The sequence below is a fragment of the Streptomyces sp. NPDC058240 genome (assembly GCF_042882135.1).
Classification (GTDB): domain Bacteria; phylum Actinomycetota; class Actinomycetes; order Streptomycetales; family Streptomycetaceae; genus Streptomyces.
Map to the genome: position 1 here is coordinate 35,878 of NZ_JBHVWT010000025.1, position 20,968 is coordinate 56,845.

General features: G+C 69.3%; 15 protein-coding genes and 2 pseudogenes. 8 read left to right on the forward strand and 9 right to left on the reverse strand.

The features are described from left to right. The gene (locus ACFVX4_RS29030) at positions 1–687 is read right to left on the reverse strand and encodes an HAD family hydrolase (RefSeq protein ID WP_389982535.1); all 687 of its coding nucleotides are present in this window, start codon (positions 685–687) and stop codon (positions 1–3) included. Positions 688–1,258: 571 nt separating this feature from the next. Here ACFVX4_RS29030 and ACFVX4_RS29035 point away from each other — a divergent pair. After that, complete coding sequence (locus ACFVX4_RS29035; RefSeq protein WP_389982537.1) at positions 1,259–1,906, forward strand: ScbR family autoregulator-binding transcription factor; 648 nt, start codon at positions 1,259–1,261, stop codon at positions 1,904–1,906. A 265-nt stretch (positions 1,907–2,171) separates the two neighbouring features. On the opposite strand, the gene ACFVX4_RS29040 is transcribed toward ACFVX4_RS29035, so the two are convergent. Beyond that, the gene (locus ACFVX4_RS29040) at positions 2,172–2,495 is read right to left on the reverse strand and encodes a hypothetical protein (protein ID WP_389982540.1); all 324 of its coding nucleotides are present in this window, start codon (positions 2,493–2,495) and stop codon (positions 2,172–2,174) included. 695 nt (positions 2,496–3,190) lie between these two features. Between ACFVX4_RS29040 and ACFVX4_RS29045 the strand changes: the two genes are divergently transcribed. From ACFVX4_RS29045 to ACFVX4_RS29070, 6 genes are all read left to right on the forward strand, one after another. After that, the gene (locus tag ACFVX4_RS29045; protein WP_389982543.1) at positions 3,191–5,719 is read left to right on the forward strand and encodes a Pls/PosA family non-ribosomal peptide synthetase; all 2,529 of its coding nucleotides are present in this window, start codon (positions 3,191–3,193) and stop codon (positions 5,717–5,719) included. A gap of 63 nt (positions 5,720–5,782) precedes the next feature. Further along, the gene (locus ACFVX4_RS29050) at positions 5,783–9,037 is read left to right on the forward strand and encodes an amino acid adenylation domain-containing protein (RefSeq protein WP_389982545.1); all 3,255 of its coding nucleotides are present in this window, start codon (positions 5,783–5,785) and stop codon (positions 9,035–9,037) included. A 23-nt stretch (positions 9,038–9,060) separates the two neighbouring features. After that, entirely contained in the window at positions 9,061–10,065 is a 1,005-nt protein-coding gene (locus ACFVX4_RS29055) for a TauD/TfdA family dioxygenase (RefSeq protein ID WP_389982548.1), read from the forward strand. Beyond that, on the forward strand, positions 10,062–11,132 hold the full coding sequence (sbnB, locus tag ACFVX4_RS29060; protein ID WP_389982551.1) for a 2,3-diaminopropionate biosynthesis protein SbnB: 1,071 nt from the start codon (positions 10,062–10,064) through the stop codon (positions 11,130–11,132). Before ACFVX4_RS29055 ends, sbnB begins: the two co-directional genes overlap by 4 nt. Positions 11,133–11,341: 209 nt before the next feature. Continuing rightward, a complete protein-coding gene (sbnA, locus tag ACFVX4_RS29065) occupies positions 11,342–12,349 on the forward strand; it encodes a 2,3-diaminopropionate biosynthesis protein SbnA (protein WP_389982645.1) in 1,008 nt (335 codons plus the stop codon). A 259-nt stretch (positions 12,350–12,608) separates the two neighbouring features. Continuing rightward, complete coding sequence (locus tag ACFVX4_RS29070) at positions 12,609–13,067, forward strand: CBS domain-containing protein (RefSeq protein WP_389982554.1); 459 nt, start codon at positions 12,609–12,611, stop codon at positions 13,065–13,067. 123 nt (positions 13,068–13,190) lie between these two features. Here ACFVX4_RS29070 and ACFVX4_RS29075 read toward each other — a convergent pair. Beyond that, positions 13,191–13,645: pseudogene (locus ACFVX4_RS29075) on the reverse strand (alpha/beta hydrolase-fold protein); the annotation flags it as partial. Beyond that, positions 13,645–14,770: pseudogene (locus ACFVX4_RS29080) on the reverse strand (SPOR domain-containing protein); the annotation flags it as partial. The pseudogenes ACFVX4_RS29075 and ACFVX4_RS29080, both read right to left, overlap by 1 nt. 329 nt (positions 14,771–15,099) lie before the next feature. Between ACFVX4_RS29080 and ACFVX4_RS29085 the strand changes: the two are divergent. After that, positions 15,100–15,900, forward strand: coding sequence for a GPP34 family phosphoprotein (locus ACFVX4_RS29085; protein WP_389982557.1), 801 nt, complete (start codon positions 15,100–15,102; stop codon positions 15,898–15,900). A gap of 599 nt (positions 15,901–16,499) precedes the next feature. Here the strand turns inward: ACFVX4_RS29085 and ACFVX4_RS29090 are convergent. From ACFVX4_RS29090 to ACFVX4_RS29110, 5 genes are read right to left on the reverse strand one after another with little or no spacing between them, the layout of a single operon-like run. After that, on the reverse strand, positions 16,500–17,684 hold the full coding sequence (locus tag ACFVX4_RS29090; RefSeq protein WP_389982559.1) for an NADase-type glycan-binding domain-containing protein: 1,185 nt from the start codon (positions 17,682–17,684) through the stop codon (positions 16,500–16,502). Between the two features lie 4 nt (positions 17,685–17,688). After that, a complete protein-coding gene (locus ACFVX4_RS29095; protein WP_389982561.1) occupies positions 17,689–18,252 on the reverse strand; it encodes a phage tail protein I in 564 nt (187 codons plus the stop codon). After that, positions 18,249–20,210, reverse strand: a complete 1,962-nt coding sequence (locus tag ACFVX4_RS29100) for a putative baseplate assembly protein (RefSeq protein WP_389982563.1) — start codon at positions 20,208–20,210, stop codon at positions 18,249–18,251. Before ACFVX4_RS29100 ends, ACFVX4_RS29095 begins: the two co-directional genes overlap by 4 nt. Further along, a complete protein-coding gene (locus ACFVX4_RS29105; RefSeq protein WP_389982566.1) occupies positions 20,210–20,635 on the reverse strand; it encodes a GPW/gp25 family protein in 426 nt (141 codons plus the stop codon). The genes ACFVX4_RS29100 and ACFVX4_RS29105 overlap by 1 nt, the downstream gene beginning before the upstream one ends. After that, entirely contained in the window at positions 20,632–20,949 is a 318-nt protein-coding gene (locus tag ACFVX4_RS29110; RefSeq protein WP_329816656.1) for a PAAR domain-containing protein, read from the reverse strand. The genes ACFVX4_RS29105 and ACFVX4_RS29110 overlap by 4 nt, the downstream gene beginning before the upstream one ends. Positions 20,950–20,968: the final 19 nt, after the last annotated feature.

The following is a 20,968-nucleotide window of genomic DNA, read 5'->3' on the forward strand; positions in this document are numbered from 1 at the left end:
CTAGGCGGTCCCGTCCGCCCAGGTATGGGCCCATGCCTGGAGTTCCGGATCAGCCAGAGTGCGCAGCCACAAGTCGGCCTGGTCAGCTCCCTCTTCGGCCGGTCGAGGTCCCACGCCGAGCACGCGCATGCCTGCTCTCCGGGCCGACTCGACGCCGGTGACCGAGTCCTCCACAGCCAGCGCGTCCTCCGGCCGCACGCTGCACAGGCGGACCGCGGTGGCGTAGACGTCGGGATGGGGTTTCGGCAGCAGTCCGTCCCCCGCGACGACGACATGGGCGAAGTAGCCGAGCAGGCCGACCCGGGCGAGGCTGGACTCGACCACGTCCAACGGGCAGTTGCTGGCGACCGCGAGCGGGAGATGGCGGGCGGCGAGGCGGACCAGTGCCGCCGCACCCGGCATGGTCACGGGGTCTTCGGCAACGAGCGCCATGAAGTGTCTCAGGAGCGCATGCGTCATGTCGTCGGCGAGTTGTGGCTTCCCGGACTCTCTGGCCATGAGGGTGCCGCACTCGGTGTAGTGCACGCCCTTCGCCCGCTCGGCGAAGCCAGGGCGGGGCTTCAGCCCGAACTCTCCGAAGACCCGGCTGCGCGCGTCCTGCCAGTGTCGTTCGGTATCCATCAGGGTTCCATCGCAGTCGAAGACGATGGCAGCCGGGGACCAGGTGAAGATGCGACAAGGTGTCATTTGCCTGCCGTTCTCGAAGAGCGCGCCGCCCCGCGTCGTCAGTGCTCGCAGTAAGAAGCAGGGGACTGCGGAGAGGCCCGCTCGGCCGCAGAAGGTGCGCTGTCGAACGAGCCCCGCTCGACCACGCGTGAAGGCCGATGCTTCGCCTCCGGGTCCTCCAGCGATGGACATCGTCCGGTCTTCTCCGGATGACCCCAGAAACATCGTGATGACTACGTTAATTTCCCAACCGAGAGGGCGCAATCATCATTTCGAGTGTTTGACGGCACGCTCATTACCAAGTATTCGCGAAGCGCGCGCGACAACCGCCGACGGGTGAATGAGAACCCTTCACCCGTCCAACTCCGTTGGAAACAAGGCGACTTGACGGCAGACTCCGAACCCCGGAGACCGGCGACCGCGCTCGACAGCACCGTCGAAGCGTGAATTTCTGCCATTGACCGTACCCACGTACAGCCCAAGAACAATAATAATCTCCACGCATTAACGGCACGGAGCGCCGTCAGTGCGCCACGGCGCACGACTTTCCCGGATCAAAAAATGGGCACTGGCGAACGAAGGTAGAACACACATGCAGGACAGGGCACGCGCGACCCGAAGGTCTCTACTGGAAGCCGCAGCACACCTTTTCGTTGAACAAGGGTACGCACGGACGAGCATCAATGAGATCAGCGACCTTTCGGGGCGCACCAGCGGGGCCGTCTACTTCCACTACTCCAGCAAGGAGAAACTCGCCCTGGCGGTCGTGCGTGAACAGTTCGCAGCCTGGCCGTTGTTGGCCGACCGCTATGCCGCCCCCGGGATCCCGCCGCTGGAGAAGCTGGTCGCCCTCAGCTTCGATATCGCCAAGGCACTGCGCGACGACGTCATGGCCCGGGCCGGCGCGCGTCTGTGGGCTGAGCGCCGCACCATCGACGTCGCCATACCCACGCCCTTCGCCGTCTGGACGGCTGCCGTCACACGCCTTCTGGCCGAGGCGCGCGCCGAGGGCGAACTGGCCGACGAAGTCGAGCCGTCGGGCACCGCCACGACCTTGGTGTGCGCGTTCTTCGGGCTGTACGACCTCACCGAGGAGATGGCGGAGCACGAGGACCTCTCCGACCGGCTGCACCGGTGGTGGCTGCTGATCCTGAAGGCGTTGCAGGCACGCCCCGAGCCTGCCGCCCTGGTGGCGCGGGCCCGGGCGCACTACCGGCCGACGCCCCGCAATTCGGCGTAGGGCACGGCACGTCCGGCAGTGCCTGCGAGGGCAGGAACTGCGGGGGCGACCGACGCGCGCATCTCACAGGTGATCTGGTTGAGGTCCTGGTTTGCTGAGCACGGCGGTACTCAGCCGCGGGTCCTGCCACCCCCCGTCATACCGTTCATCTGCATGGCCATGTCCCTACGATCGCCGCGCGGGACGGTTAGGGTGCGCAGTCGCACCGATGACGTACGGAACCCTGGACACCATGGTGGCGGGGCGACGCCGCCACCGGGCTCGATCACGAGCCGGCCATGACCGCCGACTGGCCGAACGGGACCTGGATGCTGTGCCCGGCGCGTCGGGCGCACTCTGCGGCGTCGGCTCGCGAAGCCAGCCAGCCAGCCAGCCAGCCAGAACGAGATGCCTGCATGGTGGAGGTCCTAAGCCGATCGGCCGACATGACGGCGTGCTCGCCGAGGTCGAGGGCATCCTCGCGCGCTCGCGCCCACGTTCTGCCGTAAGCAGCGGTACCGGCATAGCCGTCGGCCTCGTTTCGGAAGAGTCGGCCATCCGGCGCAATGCCGAACCGGTCGATGTGCTCGCGCAGCATGTTGACGAACAACGCTGGTACGGGGGCGGGAGGTGTGGCCGTAGCGCTGGTTTGTCGACCGCGGTCCAGGCCGGACAGAGGGTGCTTCGTCCACTGTCCGGGGGCCGTGATGACCAGGCGTTTGCCGTGATTCGCCGGCTCCGGGGACGCTGAGCACGAAGTCACCGGCGTGTGCGATGTGTACCGAGTCCGCCCTGCACGATCGCTTCGTGATACGTCAGCCGCACTATGACACCAGCGGGTGAATGGTCTCGGAGCATGACCACGATCACTCCGCTGGCGCGCGGGCGTATCTCGCTGATCGAGTGACATCAGATGGTTGCGGCCGCGCGTGCCACCGCGCCACCGCCGAGGAGCGCGCGGAGGTCGCTCCGCCGCCTCACAGCTGTGATTCCCCGGACGTCGTCACCGTCCGCGCCCCGCCCGGATCAGGTACGCACCACTCGCATGCAGTACGTCGAGACGCATGCGCAGCTCATCGCCGTCCCGTCGGGCAGGATCGTGGAGGCCCTGGTGCCGCACCAATGCGACCGAGTTCGAGTGGCAGCCCGACGGTGGACAGCTAAGACTGAGGCAGCGGTTTGGGATCCGGACAACAGATTCCGATCTCGTGAATTCCGGACCACTCGCTCCGGCCATCGAAAAACGCGAGTACGGGGCGCCGACCGTAATGGCGGCGACACTCGAAAGTTCCTCAAGGAGCTCGCATGGAGGAGAAACCCCTCGACGTCTTGACTCCCGGGCCGGATGAATCCGCAATCGGTATACGCAAGTACACCAGCCCGGAGACCGGCATCGAGAAGAACCTCGCCGAAGTGCTGGCTGACGTCATGTGCGTCGAACGGGTGTCGATCGACGGCCATTTCTTCGATGACCTCGGAGCCAACTCATTGGTAATGGCCCACTTCTGTGCACGAGTCAGGAAGCGGGCGGATCTTCCCTCGGCGTCGATGAAGGACATCTACCGGCACCCGACGATCCGCAGCCTGGCGACCGGGCTCGCGCATGCCGCGCCCGTCGAGCCGTCGGTCCCGGCGCCGATCGAGGTGGTGACCCCAGCCGGCACGGTGCGGTACGCCCTCTGCGGAGCCCTGCAGTTCCTGCTTTTCCTGGGATACTCCTTCCTCGCCGGAATTGTTGCCGACCGAGGCTATACATGGGTCTCCGCCGGGTCGGGTGTGATCGATATCTACCTGCGGTCGTTCGTCTTCGGAGGCGTCGGCTTCGTCGGTCTGTGCACCTTCCCCATCGCGGCCAAATGGCTCCTCATCGGCCGGTGGAAGTCACGCGAGTTCCCGGTCTGGGGTCTGACCTATCTGCGCTTCTGGACCGTCAAGGTGCTGATCCACGCGAACCCGATGATCCTCTTCGTCGGCAATCCCCTGTACGTGCTGTACCTGCGAGCGCTGGGCGCACGGATCGGCAAAGGGGTCACGATCCTCTCCCGCAACGTTCCGGTCTGCCCCGACCTGCTCAGCGTCGGCGCCGGCACGGTGATCCGCAAAGACTCGTTCTTCCTCTGCTACCGGGCGCACGCCGGCCGTATCCAGACCGGCCGGGTCACCCTCGGCCGGGACGTGTTCATCGGCGAGAAGACCGTGCTCGACATCGACACGTCGATGGGCGACGGGGCTCAACTCGGCCACACGTCCACGCTGTACAGCGGCCAGGCGGTCCCGGACGGTCAGCGCTGGCACGGGTCCCCGGCACAGCTCGCGGAGCACGACTACCTGAGGATCGGGCCGGCCACCTGCGGCACGCTGCGCCGGGCCGGCTTCGGTCTCATCACCGTGCTCCAGTTGTTCTTCCTCTACGTGCCACTGGCTGTCGGGGGCGCGTACATGCTGGTAACCCTGGTCCCGGCGCTGCACAACCGGCTGGGGCCGGGCACGGTGGATTTCACATCACCGGATCTCTACATCGACGCGCTGGTCCTTTCCCTGCTGCTGTTCTTCGGCGTCGTCGTCGTGGGCCTGGCCGTGATGTTCACCGTTCCGCGCCTGCTGAACCTGGTCGTCGAGCCGGACAGGATCTATCCGCTGTACGGGTTTCATTACTCGGTGCACCGGGCGATCGGGCGCATGACCAACATCAAGTTCTTCACATGGCTGTTCGGTGACAGCTCCTACATCGTCCACTACTTGCGCGGCATCGGATACGACTTGTCCCGGGTCGAGCAGACCGGGTCGAACTTCGGCACGGAAGTGCAACACGAGACCCCGTTTCTGTGCTCGGTCGGGAGCGGGACGATGGTCGCCGACGGGCTCTCCATTATCAACGCCGACTATTCGAGCACGTCCTTCCGGGTGTCCCGGGCCTCGATCGGGTCATACAACTTCCTCGGGAACAACATCGCCTATCCCTCGGGGGCCAGGACAGGCGAGAACTGTCTCCTCGCGACGAAGGTGATGGTTCCGCTCGAAGGCGAGCTGCGCGAGGGGGTGGGCCTGCTCGGCTCGCCGTGCTTCGAGATTCCCCGGTCGGTCGAGCGCGATTCCCGGTTCGACCACCTGCGCACCGGCGACGAGTTGCGCCGCAGCCTCGCTGCGAAGAACCACTACAACATCCGCTCGATGGTCCTCTTCCTGCTCGTGCGGTGGCTGCACCTCTTCGTGCTCACGATGCTCGGCCTGGCCAACGCCGAGATGTACGACTCCTACGGGCATGTGCTGATCGCCGCGTTCCTGGTCTTCAGCCTCGGGTTCACCGCTGTCTACTTCGTACTGGTGGAGCGCGGCATCGCGGCATTCCGCGCGCTGCGACCGCAGGTGTGCTCCATCTACGAGCCGTACTTCTGGTGGCACGAGCGCCTCTGGAAGGTGCCCGACACCTACCTCAACATCTTCAACGGCACCCCTTTCAAGAACGTGATCTGGCGGATGCTGGGTGTTCGTATCGGCAGCAGGGTCTTCGATGACGGCTGCTATATGACGGAGCGGACGCTCGCCACCATCGGGAACGACTGCACGCTCAATGCGGGAAGCAAGATCCAGTGCCACTCGCAGGAGGACGGCACCTTCAAATCCGATCGCAGCACCCTCGGCGCCGGCTGCACCATCGGTGTGGGAGCCCATGTCCATTACGGCGTGACGATGGGCACCGGCGCGGTGCTCGCACCCGACTCCTTCCTCATGAAAGGCGAAGAGATCCCCCCGCACGCACGCTGGGGAGGAAACCCCGCCACGGAGATGCGAGACGCCCCCAATCAGCCCGAGGCGCTGACGCGGAAGCGATAGCAGCTCCGCCCTTGTCAGCGCGGAACAGCACGGTAGCGAAGGCGAATGGAGAGGGACGGCCAGATGGGAATGCAAGCGCAGGCCGACCGGGAATTCTGGCGCGATGTGCTCGTCGCCGGTGGATTCACCGAAATCCCGCGGTGGACGCTCAATCCGGTGAAGGGCGTCGGCGAACACGAGGCGCCGATCCCGGACGACGTCGCGGCGGCGCTGGGCCGGCTGGCCAAGGAGCTGGCGGTGCCGCTCGAATCGGTACTGCTGGCAGCGCACGCCAAGGTGATCGCCGCGCTGTCCGGCGAGCACGAGGTCGCGACCGGATATGTCAGTGCGAAGGGCGGCCGGCCGCTGCTCTGCCGGCTGACGACCGAACCCGACTCGTGGCGGACGCTGCTGCTGGACGCCCATCGAGCCGCGTCGGATTTGCTGGCGCACAAGGACTTCCCGGTCGATGAGCTCAGGCGCGATCTGGGCCTGGCCGAGCCGTCGATCGAGGTCGTGTTCGATCCGCATGGCATGAGCGGCGAGGTCACCGGTAACACCAAGCTGTGGGTAGGGTTTTCGCAACGCGGCGGCCACCTTGTGCTGCGGCTGCGGTATCGCACCGACGCGCTCGACGAGGACTGCGCCGTCAGGATCGCCGGTCACCACCTCACCGCACTCGCGCTGATCGCCGCCGATCCGGACGCCGAGCACGGGCGGCAGAGCCTGCTCTCCGCCGAGGAACTCCACTTCCAGCTCGAAGAACTCGCCGGTCCACACCGGGAACTTCCGGACCACCGGTTCCACGAACTGTTCGAGCAGCGGGTGGCGTCACACCCGGACGCCGTCGCCGCGGTGCATGGGGAGCTGCAACTGACGTATCGAGAACTCAACGCGCGCGCCAACCGGGTGGGACGAGCCCTGCTGGCGCGGGGGCTGCGCCCCGAGGGTGTCGTCGCGGTGGTGACCGAGCGCAACCTGGACTGGATGGCCGCCGTCCTCGCGGTCTTCAAGGCCGGCGGCGTGTACCTGCCCATCGAGCCGCATTTCCCGGCCGACCGCCTCGCGACCATGCTCTCCCGTGCCGCATGCGGGCTCGTGCTGACCGAACCCGGCAGCACCTCCACGCTCGACCAGGCCCTCGACTCACTGCCCGGGGTCCGGAAGCTCTTTGTCGGCGCGGCCTATGAGGAAGACCATGCCGACGATGATCTGGGCCTCCACGTCGCACCGGACCAGCTCGCCTACATCTACTTCACCTCCGGCTCCACAGGTGAGCCCAAGGGCGCGATGTGCGAGCACGCGGGCATGCTGAACCACCTCTACGCCAAGATCGACGACCTGGAGATCGGCGAGGGACAGGTGGTCGCCCAGACCGCACCCCAATGCTTCGACATCTCGCTGTGGCAGCTGGTGTCCGGGCTCCTGGTCGGGGGGCGGACCCTGCTGGTGGAGCAGGAGGTGATCCTGAACGTCCAGCGGTTCGTCGACAAGATCGTCGACGGCCGGGTCGCCGTCCTCCAGGTCGTACCCTCCTACCTGGACGTGGTCGTGTCCTGGCTGAATCAGCACCCCCGTGAGCTGCCGGACCTGCGGTGCGTGTCGGTCACGGGCGAGGCGCTGAAGAAGGAGCTCGTGCAGCGCTGGTTCGCCGCCCAGCCCGGGATCAAGCTGGTCAACGCCTACGGGCTGACCGAGACCTCGGACGACACCAACCACGAGGTCATGGACCGCGTGCCCGACGGAGACCGGGTCCTGCTGGGTCCTGCGGTCAGCAACGTGCACGTCTACGTCGTCGACGAGCACCTGATCCCGGTGCCGCTCGGAGCCCCCGGTCTGATCGTCTTCTCCGGCGTCTGCGTCGGCCGCGGATACGTCAACGACCCCGAGCGCACCCGGCATGCCTACCTGGCCGATCCGCACCGTGAGGGCGCCCGGCTCTACCGGGGCGGCGACTACGGCCGCTGGACGCCCGAGGGAAAGCTGGAGTTCCTGGGCCGCCGCGATACCCAGGTGAAGATCCGTGGCTTCCGGATCGAGATCGGCGAGATCGAGAACACCCTGTTGCAGGTGCCCGGTGTTCGTGACGGTGCGGTCGTGGTCGCCGAGCGGGCCGACCAGAGCAAGCACCTGGTGGCGTTCTACTCCGGTCGGCGGCCGCTCGATGTCGACGTCGTGCTGGACCGGCTCGGTGAGTCGCTGCCCGCGTACATGATCCCGTCGGCCCTTCACTGGCGGGAGACTCTGCCGCTGACGGCCAACAGCAAAATCGACAGAAGGACTCTGCAGGCACTCGCCGGAGAACTCGATGTCGTCCGGGACGACTTCCGCGCGCCGGATACGCCGACCGAACAGCGGTTGGCGGCCGCATGGGCGAAGGTGCTCGGCATCCCGCAGAACAAGATCGGACGGCGGGACCACTTCTTCGACCGGGGCGGCACGTCGCTGTCGGCAGTGAAGCTGGCCATCGTCCTGGACCGTGCGGTGTCCCTCAAGGACGTCACCCGTCACCCGGTCCTCGCCGATCTGGCCGGGCTGGTCGACGGCAGGTCCGAGCGGCGTGCCGGGCTGCTTCAGCCGCTGTCGGAATCGGACGGTGCGCAGACCGCAGCCCTGGTGTGCTTCCCCTACGCCGGCGGCAACGCGGTGAACTTCCAGCCGATGGCCAGGGCGCTGCCGGAGGGTGGACCGGCGGTCTACGCCGTCGAGCTGCCCGGTCACGACGTGGCCGCCGAGGGCGAGCAGCTCGCGCCGATGACACAGGTGGTCGAGCAGGTCGTCGACGAGATCACCGGGCGTGGCCTGACCAGGGTCCTGCTGTGGGGCCACTCCTCGGGCACCGCGTTGGCCGTGGAGACGGCCAGAGAGCTGCAGGAGCGCGGGGTGCACGTCCAACGGGTGTTCCTCGGCGCGCAACTGCTCGGTGACGCCGACGCCCGGCGCACCACCATCACCGAGCTGACCGGGCGGAGCAACGCCGAGATCGCCGCGAACCTGAGCACGGACGGCGACTGCACCGCGCTCGGTGAGCTGGGTGCGCAGCACGCCGAGCACGTCGGCGCCGCCTACCGGCACGACTGCGTGTCCGCACACCGCTACTTCGCCGACGCCCTGGAGCGCCCGCCCGCGCAGAAGCTCTCCGCGCCGGTCACCGTCGTCGTTGCCGTGGACGACCCGAGCACGGCGGAGTACCCGCGCCGGTACCGCGACTGGCAGCTTCTGGCCGGACAGGTCGACCTGCACGAGCTCGCCGACGGCGGCCACTACTTCCTGCGTACCCGTCCGGCCGAGGCAGCAAAGGCTGTGCTGCAGGCCACCGAATTGTTCGCTTCGTCCTGAGTGTCAGTTGAAAGGAGATCGAGATGTCGTCCACATCCACGGCGTCGCTGGTCGACGTGGAACTGGAATCCGGCAAACCCCCACGGCTGCGGGCCGAGGTCACCGGCGACGCGCCGACCTGGGCGGCCGAGCACCGGAACGCGCTGCGCGCGGTCGTCGCCGAGCACGGTTCGGTCCTGGTCCGCGGCCTCGGGCTGCGTGACGCGGCCGAGACCGGAGCCGTCTTCTCGAAGCTGGCCACCGGTCTGATGACCGAGCAGGAGGCCTTCGCGCCCCGGCAGACCTACTCCGACGGGGTGTACTCCTCATCGAAGTGGCCGCCGAACCAGCCCATGTGCATGCACCACGAACTGAGCTACACGCTTGAGTTCCCCGGCCTGATGATGTTCGCCTGTCTCAGCGCGCCCACCGACGGCGGGGCGACCGCGGTGGCCGACTCACCGACCGTGCTCGACGCACTGCCCACCGAGTTGACCGAGCGGTTCGAGCGCGAGGGCTGGCTGCTCACCCGCAGCTACAACGACGAGATCGGCGCGTCCATCGCCGAGGCCTTCGGCACCGAGGACCGGGGCGCCGTCGAGCGCTACTGCCGCGCCAACGCGATCACGTTCGAGTGGCAGCCCGACGGTGGACTACGCACCAGACAGCGCCGCAGCGCCGTGGTGCGCCACCCGGTCACCGGCCGGCGCTGCTGGTTCAACCAGATCGCGTTCCTCAACGAGTGGACGATGGCCCCCGAGGTGCACGAGTACCTGGTGGACGTCTACGGCGCCGACGGACTGCCGTTCAACACCCGCTTCGGCAACGGCGACCCGATCGGCGAGGACGTCGTGCAGCTGCTCAACAGCGTCTACGAGGCGAACACCGCGCGCGATCCGTGGCAGGCCGGCGACCTGATGGTCGTCGACAACGTCCGCACCGCGCACAGCAGGGAGCCCTTCGAGGGACCGCGCGAGGTGCTCGTCGCCATGGCCGATCCGGTGCGTCTGGACGACTGCTCGCCGACCGTGGAGGTGACCACGCGATGACCACCGTCGATTCCACCGCGAGAGAGCCCGTAAGGGTCGCACCGATCACCGTTCCACCGTTCGCGGTGATCTCCGGTGCCCAGGTCCGGCGCACACTGCACGGATGCGAGAAGCGGATCACGGAGCTGGTCGAGGCCACCTACCGGGTGCACGGCGCCGGTGATTCGGTGAACCCGCCGTCGTACTTCCTGCGTTTCCCCGACCGCCCGTCCTCCCGGATCATCGCGCTGCCCGCCTCGATCGGCGGGAAGACACGGGTGGACGGCCTGAAGTGGATCTCCAGCTTCCCGGAGAACGTGACGGCCGGCATCCCAAGGGCGTCGGCGGTGCTGATCCTCAACGACCATGACACCGGCTACCCGTTCGCGTGTCTGGAGAGTTCGATCATCAGCGCCACCCGGACGGCCGCGTCGGCGGCGTCGGCGGCCGACTGGCTCAGCCGCGACCGGCCGCGACCGACGCGCGTCGGGTTCTTCGGGGTGGGCTTGATCGCCCGCTACATCCACACCTTCCTGGTCGGCACCGGCTGGTCGTTCGACGAGATCGGCGTACACGACCTGTCCGCCGACAGCGCGGCAGGCTTCCGGTGCTACCTGGAGCAGGCGGACACCCCCGGCCGAATCACCGTGCACGACAGCGCCGAGCAGCTGATCCGCAACAGCGACCTGGTCGTCTTCGCCACGGTCGCCGGTCAACCGCACGTCAGTGACCTGTCATGGTTCGCACACAATCCGCTGGTGCTGCATGTGTCGCTGCGCGACCTCGCGCCGGAGATCCTGCTCGCCTCGACCAACATCGTCGATGACGTCGAGCACTGCCTCAAGGCCGACACATCGCCGCATCTGGCCGAGCAACTCACGGGCAACCGGGACTTCCTGCGCGGCACGTTGGACGACGTGATGGCCGGGCGGGTGACGGTGCCGACGGACCGGCCGGTGGTGTTCTCGCCCTTCGGCCTCGGGGTGCTCGACCTCGCGGTGGGCAAGTACGTGTACACCGAAGTTGCCCGCTGCGGAGAGTTGCACGTCGTCGACGACTTCTTCCACGAACTGAGCCGGTACGGATGAGCCGGCCGAGAGCGCAGGATGCTCCTTCGAGGCTGATCCCAGGAGGGACCACCAGTCACGTCGCAGCCGGTCCTGACGCACGAGACAGCGGCCGCTGACACAGGGCCCCGTCCCACCGGTGGGAGACAGGGTCTCGCCCGCACGAGCGAGGACCCCTCCCACGGCCGGATGGTTCCGAAAGCGCTCTGCTCCAGACAGAGGAGACCATGGTGCCCGTCATATCCACTCCCTACGCCTTCAACGAAGAGGATCTCTATGTCGACCTCCGGTCGATCTTCGGGCACCCGCTCTTCCTGAAGTGTGAGGGCTTCAACTTCGCCGGCTCGATCAAGTTGAAGGCCGCGACCGAGATGGTGGAGGCCGCTGAGCGGGATGGAATCCTGACGCCGGAATCGATCCTGGTCGAGTCCTCGTCCGGAAACCTCGGCGTGGCGCTGAGCATGATCGCGGCGAGCAAGGGCTACCGGTTCCTGTGTGTGACGGACTCCCGCGGCAATCTGTCGAACAGAATGATGATGGAGGCGTTGGGCAGCCAGGTGCATGTGATCGCCGAGCAGGAGGCGGACGGCGGCTTTCTCGGCGCGCGGCTCGATTACCTCCGCGCGCTGTGCGCCTCCGACGACCGGTATGTGTGGCTCAGTCAGTACACCAATCCGAGCAACTGGAAGGCGCACTACCGCACGACCGCGCCGGAGGTCGCCCGTCAGTTCCCGCGGCTGGACGTACTGTTCGTCGGAGCCGGCACCACCGGGACCCTGATGGGCTGTGCGCGCTACTTCCGGGGATGGCACCGGCCGGTGCGGATCATCGCGGTGGACAGCGTCGGCTCGGTGTCCTTCGGCGGTTCGCCGGGCCGCCGGATGATTCCCGGTCTGGGTATGAGCATGCGCCCGCCGCTGCTCGACGAGTCCTATGTCGACGAGGTGATTCGTGTCGAGGAGGCGGACACCATACGTGCCTGCCATCGTCTGGCCAGGCGCGGATTCCTGTTCGGCGGCTCCACCGGCACGGTGATCAGCGGTGCAACGGACTGGTTGGCCCGGCATGACGCGCGCGATCTCACCGCAGTGGCCGTCGGCCCGGACCTCGGCGAGCGCTACCTCGACACCATCTACCAGACCAACTGGCTGCAGGATCTCTACGGTGACGACGTGCTCGACTCCGCCAAGGAGGCCGCCGATTCCTGGGCAGCCGCTCCCCCGCCGGCGACACGGTAGGGCCGTCGGCCGACCCTGCGGACCGGCAGCCGCAATGGCAACCCGCACCAGCTCCAGGTTCGTGAGCCCCGGGCGCTCCGACCGAGGAGCCGGCAGCACCGACAAGGCCCTTCCCGATGTCTCTCGGCCGCTCGGGTCCGATCCGGTCGGGCTCGACGCTCGGGATCCCTGAATCGCCGACGCTCTTGAGGAGCGGTGTTGAGCCATTCGTGTTGTGATCGATGGCGGGGAGGCAACACTGTCGGAACGGGAGGAAATCATGGCTGAGAAACTGCGAGCGCGAGACATCATGTCCGGCGGCGTGCAGTGCGTCGGTGCGCACCAGTCGCTGTTGGACGTGGCGAAGATGATGCGCGATCTGAACGTCGGTTGCCTACCCATCTGCGGCGACAACAACAAGCTCACAGGCTTGATCACCGACCGTGACATCGTCGTCAAATGCTGCGCCGAGGGCATCGACCCGGCAACCGTGCAGGCCGGATCGCTCAAGGCAAAGGTGCACTGGATCGATGCCGAAGCGGACGCCGGCGATGTCCTGACGACCATGGAGGAACACCAGATCAAGCGGTTGCCGGTGATCGACGTCCAGGGCGGCCACCGTCTGGTCGGCATGATCACGGAGGCAAATCTTGCGAAGAATCTGAGCGACGAACAGATCGCCGAGTTCGCGAGCCGCGTATACGCGAGTGCCGGGATGTCCGGCGGCTCCACGGCCTGAGGTCCCGCCGAACCCCACAGGAGTCGGCCCGCTCACCGAGCGGGAACACCCGGTGAGCGTGGCGATGGCCAAGGGCCTTTCGAATGCGGCGATGGGCGGCCGATGATCTCGGCACGCGGCCGTTCAGCCGTTGGCCCTCAGGTCCCGGAGCAGCATCGGTAGCGAGGAGTGCAACTCACGCTGCCAGTACGGCCAGCCGTGGGTCCCCGGTCCGTAGAAGTTGGTGGTCACATGCTTCGCGCCCATGCGTTCGAGTTCGCTCGCAAGGGCCTGGTTCTGCCTGTTTCTGCCTGTTTCTGCCTGTTGAAGTCGGCCTCGAGCGCGGTCGTGCTGCCCGGCGGGTCCAAGGGGCCAGTGGTGCCGTCACCGCACGACAGGTAGACGGGGATCGGCGTGAGGCGCTTGGCCAGGTGGAACGGGTCGTGGGCCGCCCAGACGTCACGTTGCGCAACCGGGTCGCCCCAGACCCTCAGCGGGTCGTTGCCGTGGCCGGCGAAGAACCCCATGATGCGGTTCGTCGACTCCTCGTTGAGCAGCGGGTGCACGGAACCGGAGTACGCCGCGGCCGCCTTGAACATCCGGTCGCCTGCACGGAGCTGCCGTCGGCCGGCAGCGATCCGCCGCGCGGTGAGCGGAGTTCGAGGACCCGCCCACGGGCGTCCAGTACGGCCTCCAGGCCGTCGCCCTGTGGCGTCCGCCGTCCGTGGTCCGGCGTGAACGCCACGAGTTCGTCGCGGTCGGTGCAGGTCACGTCGTGCAGGGGCAGCGAGGTCGGTGTGTCGTCGGCGGTGCCGCCGCAGTTCCTGATCAAGCCCGGTACGCGGTCGACGCCGTCCAGGGGTTGCGACGCGTCCCGGCCGACGACCCGGCCCTTCCAGGTGAGCCGGGCGACCCCGCTGTGCCGGCCGGAGTCGCGCATCACCAGGCCGGGGCGCCCGTTCACCGGCTCGCTCAGCAGCCGGCCGTCGTAGACGCCGACGCCGGCCGGATCGCCCGGTGCTCCGGCGCCCGGGTCGAGTACGAAGAACGCCGTTGACCGCCGCGGTCGCGCCGGCGGCGGCTGCCAGCTCGCTGGTCTTCTCGCGGTTCTCCAGATCGGAACCGTACGATGCCTCGAGCCCGCCGCGGAACCGGTCCGGGTCGATGGTGAGCACGTCGATCCGCCACGGGCCACGGTCCGCCGGGTTCCCGTCCCAGCCGGTGTACACGACGGACCCTGCGTACCCGGACCCTCTCAGCCGGGTGCGCTCCGCCGTCCCGGTGGACTGCGAGTCGAACTGCCCGACCCGGACCCGCCATCCAAGTGTTCCACCGGCGTAGTCGGCGACCGCCGGAGTCGTGACCTCCTCGACCCGGGCGTCAAAGCCGTCGTCCTGCAAAGTCGGCAGCCAGCTCGTCGGCGCTCGCCCGGTCCTTCAGCGCCGTCGGCGGCGCGTCGGGGTCCGGCGAGGTGGCGCCGCCGGGTATGGAGACCTCGACCGTCCACGCAAGCGCCTGGGCGTCGGCACCGCGCACGATCCGCGTGAGGGTGACACCAGGCTGCAACGTCCGCGTGCTGCGGGTCTCGGTCAAGCCGACGGCGCCCAGCGGCAGGGCACGCGTCGGCCCCGGCCGCGGCTCGGAGGAGGCGGGCGCCGGCAAGGCGCCCACCACCGCGAAGAGGTGGCCAGACCCGTACACGCACCGAGCCACTTGCTGTTCACGTGCCCCCCTTGGAAAGAACGGGCCAGCAACGGTGCGTGCGGCAGCGGCCACCAGTCAAGACGTGTGCACGTCCATCTCCTCGCCCGCTCGGGGCAGTTCAACCATGTCAGCAGGCCGTGACGGCTCATACAGGTCCTGACAGAAAGACCTGTGCATCCGGGCTCGGCCTCCCAGAAGTGGACGCTCCGGTACAGCCTGCACGCTGGGAACCCTTGCTTCCCCGGGCTCGGAGGACGCAGGGCAAGGCCGGTCGGGGAAGCCGGCGCGGTAGGTCCCTCGGAGTGCGGAGTGCTCCCCTCCGCGGACCGCCGCGCCTACCCTGACACGTATGACCACGGGGGATGAACTGCTCCTGCTCGCGATAGTCCCGGGCAGACAGCGCATACGGATACGGGGCGAGGACCGGCTCCGGTTCGCCCTGCGGACCTCGGAGTTGGCGGATCTGGGCCTGGCCGGACGGATCGCCGTCGGGCGCCGGCGGATCGAGGTGTTGGACACCCGGCCCGTCGAGGACCGCCGCCTGAGCAATGTCCTGCACAGTCTCGGCGCGGCTGCTCCCCCGCCCGGCCTCAAGGACTGGCTGCGCCGGACACCGCGCTCCCTACCCATCGAGTACCTCTCCCGGCTGCAGGACCAGAAGGCGGTCCGTGTCCGTCGGTGGCGCGATTCCAGCGGCCGTACCCGCCACGACATTCTCTCCGTGGACCTGCCGCGCCGCCGGGCGCTGCTGACCCGCCTCGACAGCGTGGTCCGCTCCGGCTCCGCAAGGTCCACCGCCGACCGCGACTTCACCCTCGCTGTGCTCGCCCAGGCCGCGCGCCTCGCCCCTGCCGCCTACCCTGGACTGCGCGGCATCACCGACCGCCGCCGTATGGCCGCCCTCGCCGCAACGCACCGTCTCGCCCCCGCAACCGCCGGAGCGGTCCCGGTCGCCGACGAGGAACTCGCTGCGGCACTGACCACCGGCGCCGACGTCCTCACCCGCCAACTCCTCGGCGAGCTCAGTGACCTCTACGCCGACTTCACCACCGGCGGCCACGGTCTCGGCCACGACCTGGAGTCGGGCAGTTGGTCCGAGGGCGGCGCAGGCGGCACCGGCCACCACGGCGACGGACACGTCGGCTGGTGACTCCGACAGCCGGGAGTCGCGCGGCTCTTGACCGAGCCCGGGGCCCATCGCACCGCGGCGACGTCCAGTAGCCCGCCGCGCAGAAGCCCCGCCGCTGGGCGATGTCAACTGTGTCGATGTCTGGCCCGAGTGCGAGCGGTGACAACAGGCGGCACCACCGTTGTCCGATCCCGACCGCTGTATGGCACCGGGGGCGCTCCAACGGAGTCGTACTCGCCGAAGAAACTCGGGGAGCTTTGTGCGGCTTCCCGGAGGCCCTGGAGCGGGCGCGGCAGTGCCGGGCGCTGTGCGACGCGTACGCCGTGCCGTTCCCCGCGGCCGCGATCCAGTTCCCGCTGCTGCACGCTGCGGTCACCTCGGTCGTCCTCGGCTGCCGTTCAGCGGCCGAGGTGACGGCGAACGCGGCGGCCCGCCCGCTTCCCGGTCCCGGACGAGCTCTGGCAGCGGCTGGCGGAGGCCGGGTTCGTGCCCGAGCAACTGCTGGATGCGCACGCGGGGTAGCCACGGACGGCAGGCTGCGACTGCGCCCCGACGGCGGCGAGCGGGTTGCCGCGGATCGGAGGGGCGCTGCCCGGCCTGTCGCCGGGTTGTGTCCGGCCTCAGGTGCGCTTGAAGAACTCGACCTCGCCGACCGCGATCGGCCGTCCCTCGCCCTGGCCGGACGCGGCCTTCAGCACGAGCCGGACGGAGACGACGTCGCTGATGCCGGTCCGTACCGTCTGCTTGCCGGGTTTGTCGGTGAGCGTCACCGTCTTCTCCTGGATCTCGCCGTCCGCCTTGGTGATGATCAGATCGGCCCGGGTGGGCCTGGCCCCCTGCCTGAATTCTTCGGGCTCCGTCGACACACCGGGGTACACCACGACGCCGACCAGCCGGAACGGCTTGTCGAAGGTGCACCTCAGCGACGAGCCGAGCGTGGGTGCCGCCCAGTACTTGTTGGTCAGTCCGTCGGTGGCGGCGGACGCCGGATGGCCTGGAGCGTGGGCGCTCGCGGTGACTTCGGACGGGCTGATCTCCGCCGTGCCGCCGAGCTTGTCCCGTACGTCCTCGAAGACATAGCGCCCGGCGGGCAGGAGCAGGAAGCCCGCGCACAGCAGCCCGACGACCGCCAGCACCAGCAGGATCCGCCGCAGCGCCCGGCCCGATCCGCTCCTCACCCGGCGGCGGAACGGCCACACCGTGCGCCACCACGGAAGCGGCGCCGGCTGTTCCCTGGTCTGCAACGGCGCTGCGCAGCGGCGGCAGAACCGGCGTCCCGGCAGGTTCGGGGTGCCGCATGCCGGGCACGGTGGCCCGTCCGGCTCCTCGTCCGCCGCGACGGGCCTCACTACGGGCCGCCGGGCGATCGGCTTGGCCGGCTGCACCGCGACCACGGGCGCCTCCGGTGCCGGTGGTTCCGGCCGTACGGGGGCGGGCTGTGCCGGTGGTTCCGGCCGTACGGCGGCAGGCTGCTCCGGTGCTGGTGCCGGTGCGGGCGCCACCGGCGGCGCGGTAGGTTCCGGTGCGCGCGACCGCGCCGGTTCCGCCGGCGGTTCGGGGCGCGGGGCGGGCGGGGCCCCGGCCGAGGGAGCTTCGGTCTCCGGGGCGGGACCGGTCGCCGGCTCGGCCGGAGTTCCGGTCGCGGGCTCGGCTGCCGGGGCCGCCGGTTCCGCGGGGCCGAGCGGTTCCGCGGCGGCGGGAGCGTTCCGCGATGCCCGGGAGGACCAGCCCAGGTAGGAGCCGCAGTTCCCGCAGAATTCGTCGTCCTCGCGGTTGGCCGTACCGCACGCCGGACACGAGCGCATCGCGTCAGTCTCCTGTCTCGTCTGGCGGGCCCGGCAGGATCTCCACCCGGCACGTGAGGTGTACGGGGCACGAGGCCGCGACGACGTCCCGGACGCGGCTCGCGTCCACCGGTCCTCCGTGCAACGCCCAGACGCGCACCAGCAGTTCCCCGGTCGGCGGCGGAGGCAGCGCCGCGCCCGGCTCGGACGACCACGTGGCGCCGCCGCCGTCCTGGACGTCGGCATGCACGCCGAAGCAGAGCCGGAGGTGTTCGATCAGGCCGCGGCGGGTGCCGCGCCACCGGTGCAGTTCGACGGCGCGGGCGACCACGGCCCGCCGCAGCTCATCGGGCCACGCCGGATCGACATCGGCCGCCACCCAGGACGACAGCCAGGGCAGGAAGTCGGCCGGAGCCAGCGACGGATCGAAGTAGGCGGGAAGGTTGTCCAGGGTGGACAGGACGGGTGCCAGGACGGTGTCGAGGCCCGCCGTGAACCGCTGGGCCAGGTCGTCGTCCGCGTACAGCGCGGGCAGCAGCCCGCCGATCGGGTAGCGGCTGGGGAGCCCGGGTACCGCGGCTCTGGTCATGAGCCGTCACCGGCCACGCTCGCGATGACCTCGACCTGGTGCTGGTGCGAGAAGACCAGGGCGCCCGGGGCGACATCGATCCGCTGCACCGCCGCCCCGCGCCTGCCGGTGATCGGGTCCGCGGGGAACATCCGTACCTCCTCCACCAGGCCCACCCCCCGCACGCCCTGGAGCACGGCGAAGATCTCGCCGTACTGCACCGGCCTGCCGAACGGCCACCCGGTGCCCTCCGCTCCGCCCCGCAGCGGGTCGATGTGGCGGAACAGTGCAGCGACCGCCTCCGCGCGGACCCGGTCCACGTCACCACCGGCCGTCACGAGCCTGGCGACCACGGTGACGCCCTGGTACGCGGGCGGTTCCACCAACAGCCTGGTGCCGACCAGGCGACGTTCGTCGAGTCGCGCCGTGACCGTCGAGAGCACGGAGTCCGACGGGATCAGCTGCTCGAACCGCAGTTGGCCCCCCTCGTCGGCGACCGCGTCGGGCACCACCAGGACCCGTACCGCTCCGCCCTCGCCCGCGACGGCCGGCAGGCACCGAACCCTGCGCAGGGAAGGTGCGGCCTCGCGGGCGATGGCCTCGTAGTCCCCGGCCGTGACCGCCCGCTCCTGCACCCGCAGGATGTTGGGCGCCCGGACCTTCGCGTTCTCCACGGTCTCGCCGTCGACCCCGCCCCGGGCCGCCTCGCGGTTGTCCACGCCCGCCACGTACGGCACCGAGCTGCGCAGCACGCAGATGGCCCCCCGGGCGACGTTGCCGGCCGCCCCACCGCCCGTGCGGTAGCGGGGAACCCGCAGCTGCGCGCCCTTCTCGGGCACCGCACCGTAGGCGCGCATCGTCCCGTCCGGCTCGCGCACCTCCGGCGGGAACGCGAACTCGCCGGAGACGGCGTCGATCCGCACATGCCGGTCGTGCGGGGCGGAGGCGCCGAAATGCTCCACCGCGGTCCAGACCTGCCAGCCCTCCGCGGAGGACACCTGGACGACCGGCGGCTCCCCGTCCAGCAGCAGCGGCGCCCTGCTCACGGAGAACCTCTGCCCGGCGACGCCCTCGGAGCTGCCGAGCGGAACGTCGAGGACGGTCTCCGCGTGTTCGACGCCCATCGTGCCGCCGACGGTGAACACCTCGGCCTCCCGGATCGTCGGCGACTCCGAGTAGAACGGCTGCCCCGGTTCCGGCGCGGTGACCCGGCAGCGCAGCCATCCCGCCCGGGTCCCCGCGGTCACCGACGCGGTGTGTCCGGCGGGAACGAACACGATCACCTCGCCGGGCCTGTTCAGCCCGCCGGTGCTGTCGGTGCCGGTCTGGCAGGTGACCCAGCGGGCACCGTCCCACGCCTCCCACACCAGTGGCGGCTGCCGCGGGTCGACGCCCACGCCCTCCACCCGGCTGTCCAGGCGCACGGCGACGATGCACCGGGGCACGGCGGTGGGCAGCCCGAACAGCAGGGCGTCTCCGGGCTCCGGCCGGGGCTGGAAGCACGGGATGTCCTTGCCGGCGCCGAGCGGTGCGGTGCGGTCGGTCTGGTCGCCCGACACCGGTGCGGTGACCAGCCGGACCAGCGAACTCGGCACGATCGACAGGTCGTCGGAGGTGGAGAACACCACTGCCTCCTCGGCCTCGCCGCGTGAGGTGGCGACCTCCGTGCCCGCCGGGAGCCGCACGGTTTCCGGCTGCGGCGCGGACAGCCAGAAGTCGACCTCCGCCCGTGCCACCGACGGCGGGAACAACGTGACGCCCAGCAGGTCGAGGAAGGCCGAGTAGTTCTTGTCCGGTACCCGGTTCAGCCGGTACAGCAGCTGGTCGACCATGTACGCGAACGTCTCGATGAGCGTGACCCCGGGGTCCGACACGTTGTGGTCGGTCCACTCGGGAGAGCGCTGCTGGACGTACCGCTTGGCCTCGTCGACGAGTTGCTGGAAACGCCGGTCGTCCAGGTTGGGTGAGGGCAGGGCCATCAGCGCACTCCCGGTTCTTCGGATCCCTCGGATGACGGGATGGTGTAGAAGGGGAAGACGAGGTTGCGCAGGTCGTTCGTGGCCCGCACGGTGTAGTGCACGTCGATGTACAGGGTGCCCTCCTCGATGGCATCGAACGCGATCACCACGTCGGTCACCTCGATGCGCGGCTCCCACCGCTCCAGCGAGGTGCGGACCTCGTGCGCGATGCGCCCGGCGGTGGCACCGTCACCGGGGGCGAAGACGTAGTCGTGAATACCGCAGCCGAACTCCGGGCGCATCGGCCGTTCACCCGGCGCCGTGCCGAGCACCAGCCCGATCGCCTCTTCGATCTCCCGGTCCCGCTCGACCATGACGATGCCGCCCGTGGCGCCGACCCGCAGCGGGAAGCCCCAGCCCCGTCCGATGAATCCGCCGCCGCTCACATCGGGCCCCCGATCAGTACGTTCAGTGCTCCGCTGATGATGGGTGCGCCGCAGGAGGTGTTGTCCCGCATCCGGGCGGCGGGCAGCCCGCCGATCAGGACCTGTCCGGTGACCGCGGCGGCCGGGTTGGGCATGATCACGTTCCCCGGCCCGAGTGCGGCGTGCGGGGGGACGACGCACACGTGCAGGCTCCCGGTGACGGCCGCGGGCCGGCCGCCGATCAGCACGGTGGCGACGGCCACCGCGCCCGGGGGCGGGGTACCGATGAGGCCGCCGTGGGCGGTGCTGTCGCCCGTGCGGGCTGCGGGGGGCATGGCCGGGGTTCTCCTTGCT